General features: G+C 40.2%; 5 protein-coding genes. All 5 read right to left on the reverse strand.

The window, feature by feature from the left end; translation table 11 throughout:
• Window positions 1-172 (reverse strand): glycine--tRNA ligase (locus tag KAS42_06430; protein MCK4905855.1); only part of this gene is annotated, 172 nt, incomplete at its 3' end.
• A gap of 107 nt (window positions 173-279) precedes the next feature.
• Window positions 280-1,308: a lipopolysaccharide heptosyltransferase II gene (waaF, locus tag KAS42_06435; protein ID MCK4905856.1), complete on the reverse strand. Its 1,029-nt coding sequence runs from the start codon at window positions 1,306-1,308 to the stop codon at window positions 280-282.
• Window positions 1,305-1,820 (reverse strand): adenylyltransferase/cytidyltransferase family protein, encoded by a 516-nt coding sequence (locus KAS42_06440; protein ID MCK4905857.1) that lies wholly within the window; start codon window positions 1,818-1,820, stop codon window positions 1,305-1,307. The genes waaF and KAS42_06440 overlap by 4 nt, the downstream gene beginning before the upstream one ends.
• 209 nt (window positions 1,821-2,029) lie before the next feature.
• A complete protein-coding gene (locus tag KAS42_06445; protein MCK4905858.1) occupies window positions 2,030-3,247 on the reverse strand; it encodes a sugar ABC transporter permease in 1,218 nt (405 codons plus the stop codon).
• A partial coding sequence (locus KAS42_06450; GenBank protein ID MCK4905859.1) for a D-xylose ABC transporter ATP-binding protein occupies window positions 3,244-3,461 on the reverse strand: 218 nt, incomplete at its 5' end. The genes KAS42_06450 and KAS42_06445, both read right to left, overlap by 4 nt.

Here is a 3,461-nt window from a genome sequence, read left to right on the forward strand (position 1 = left end):
ATTCGTAAACTACCGATTTCCACCAGGCGCGTTTGACATTGTTTTTTAACTCTACGCCATAAGGACCGTAATCCCATGTGTTTGCCAAACCACCGTAGATATCGGAGGACTGAAAAATCAATCCACGACGTTTGCAAAGAGAAACCACCTTATCCATTAGATTTTCTATCATTTTGATATTTTGTTGAAAGAGAATTATACCATTGCTTATATACCTTTTATTTATTAATCAATGTATCTTGTTTTCTAAATCTGTGTAATCAATTCGCAGATTATATCTTAAAAATACTTTGCTTCCAAATTCTCTATTGCTTTCATTACTTCTTCGACCTGTATTGAATCTATGCATTCATTGTTTTTATTCCTGCATATTCTTTTCCAGCATGGAGAGCAGGCAGGATTATGGTAGATTATTTCTTTTTTTTCTGTAAAAGGACCATTTCTAGACGGGGGAGTTGGTCCATAAAGTCCTACAACAGGCAGTCCCAATGCGGCGGCTAAATGAAGAGGTCCCGTATCTCCGCCGACAGCCAGAGAACATCTTTTCAATAAAGATACAAGTTGAGAAATTGTGGTAGCTGGAGCGATTAGAAGTTTATCCGAAGCCATTTTGTTTATTTTCTGCGCTTTTTCTTTTTCGGCTTCCCCTACACCCCAGATAAGCATTACCTTCCAGTTTTTCTTTGCGGAAAGCAGTCTTCCCAATTGAGCAAATCTTTCTGCTTTCCATGTCTTGTTTCCCCATCCGGCACCTTGAATTAAAGCGATTACTTTATCATTAGGCGAAACATCTGTTCGTTGGAAATATTGCCCTATATGTTCTTTTGCTGATTCTTTTTCCGGAATCGGAAATTCTATTATTTTTTCTGCCTGTAAAGGTTCAACGAAATCCAGATATTTTTCGACTATATTGGCGCTTGGCGTAGGGATTCTTATATTTAGAAAGAAAAATTGCTGCTCTTTTGTTTCCTCTTTTGCAAATCCCCATCTTTGAGTAGCTCCTGAAAGATATGTAATAAGACCTGTTCTGAATAGTCCCTGGAGGTCAAGAACAATGTCAAATCTTCTTTGTCTTATGTCTCTTGCAAATTTCCAGAAGCCGTGTTTTTTCCATATTATAACCTCATCTAAATAAGGATGTTTCTCCAAAAGTTCGGCAAATTTTTCTTTAACTCCCCAGGCAATATATCTGTTTGGAAAAGATTTTTTTAATGAAGCAAGCAAGGGTAATGCATGAACTATATCGCCTAGAGCAGATGGTTTTAATATGAGAATACGTGTTTCGTCAGTTTTAAATACAGCTGTCATATTTTTATTTTGCGAATTATATTTTTAGTGGAGTGATTTTTAGGGTCTCCAACTATTGCTATTTTACCACCAAAAGAAGCGACGATATCTTTTTCGGGAACAGTTTTGGAAGTATAATCAGTTCCTTTAGCGTGAATGTGTGGTTTAAGCATTAACAGGATATTATCCGCGCTATTTTCGTCAAAAGATGTAACATAATCCACTGCTTGCAACGAAGATATTACAAGAGTTCTTTCTTCCAACAACATTATAGGTCTACTACTGCCTTTTAGTTTTTTCGTGGAAGAATCACTGTTAAGAGCTACTACCAATATATCACCCAATTTTTTTGCGCTTTCTAAATATCTAATATGTCCGACATGTAAAACATCAAAGATACCGTTTGCGAATACTATCTGTTTTCCCTCTTTTTTTAGCTCTTGTATTATTAATTGAAGGTTTTTTAACGGTTTGAATTTAGTAGTCCCCCCGTTAGAAATAGGATATGATTTGTGCGATTTTTGAGATAACATTTTCTTACTTTCAAATTTAGAGAAATTCTCACCTATCTCTAACGGGGTAAACTTCTCAACGTTTCTTTTATTTCTTTGGTTGTAACGATAGAAAAGATATAAAGTGAAATGATTTTACCACAATTTATAGACATGCAAAAGTTCATGTGAAAGTTTACAACAGAATGGGAAAAAAGAGGTGATTTTCAATAGCTCGCCGAACAAATTTCTCATTGCGATTTTACTCTTTTAAATTTGTGCTTGAGACGAATCATCCACGGCGCCGGGTCTTTGCCAGCCACATCAATAGCCACGGCAATAGCCAGCACAGAGCCTCGCACAGCCAGTTGCAGCCAGTTTTCAAGACCAGTGTAGTCCATACCCTGTATCACTGTGGCCATAACAAGCGCACCCAGTAGAGTCCCAAACACAGAGCCTCGACCGCCCATAAGACTCGTTCCACCGATTACGCAGGCAGCAATAGCGTAAAGTTCGTACCACTCTCCTGCCTTCTGTGTTGCTCCCTGGTTCTGTGCCATCCATACCACGCCGGCTATACCGGCCAATAGTCCCATGATACCGAAGACTGCTACTATATTTTTTTCAATATTTATACCGGAAAAGCGCGCCGCTTCCGCATTCCCACCGATAGCAAATACCTGCCTACCAAACCGTGTATACTGGGCAATGAAATACATTACAAATATAATAATAAGCATAATCAGGGTCTGCACAGGTAAGCCCTTGTACTGGTTTACTTTATAGATAAACCCTAAGATAATTGCGCAAGGAATCAGGATTTTCAAAATTACACCCCATCGGCTGCCGGGATCTAATCCCATCTTCTTTCTCCGAAAATAATTATTAAGCACAAAGAAGACAATTGCCACGCAAATCAGCCCAGCAATAATATAACCCACTGTTGGCGGGATATAACTAAACCCAAACGTTGTTACCCAACTGTCATCAGGCACACGCGGGTCCTTTGCGCTTATTTTCTGCGTTAGCCCTCGGAAGATAAACAAACCTGCCAGAGTAACTATAAAGGCTGGCATGCGGAAAAAGGCCACAAGAAATCCCTGCCATAATCCAAGGGATAAACCAATCAGCAGCGCCAACGGGACAGCTACATTTGCTGTCCAACCCAATCCATTTTCCGGGTCAAGCATAAAGGCGCACGCTCCAACAACAACAGCCAGCAGGGAACCCACTGATAAATCAATATTACCGGAGACAATTACCATGGTCATACCGGCCGCAAGAATCATCCAGATAGCCATATCCCGGCTAAGCTTGGCAATGCTCTCTCCGCTAAAATAAAAGTCTCCTACCTGCCAGCGGAAAAAAAGCCACATGGCCACGAGAATAAAAACCATAGACAAAAGGCGCAAATCAACACTTTTAGTTTCTTTCTTTTTAAGATTAGTCTGTTTCTCTGCTGTTTTCATGTAGCTACTCCCATAATCTTATCCGGAGTTGCGTCCTGACGGCTGAATCTGCCTGATACGCATCCTTGACGAAGCACCAATATCCTATCAGCAACTCCCAATATCTCCGACAATTCACTTGAGACCATGACCACGGCCATGCCCTGCCTTGTCAATTCCCCTATCAGTCGGTGTATCTCTGACTTAGCTCCAACATCAATGCCGCGGGTAGGTT

Source organism: bacterium (assembly GCA_023135785.1).
GTDB lineage: Bacteria > CAIJMQ01 > CAIJMQ01 > CAIJMQ01 > CAIJMQ01 > CAZNJA01.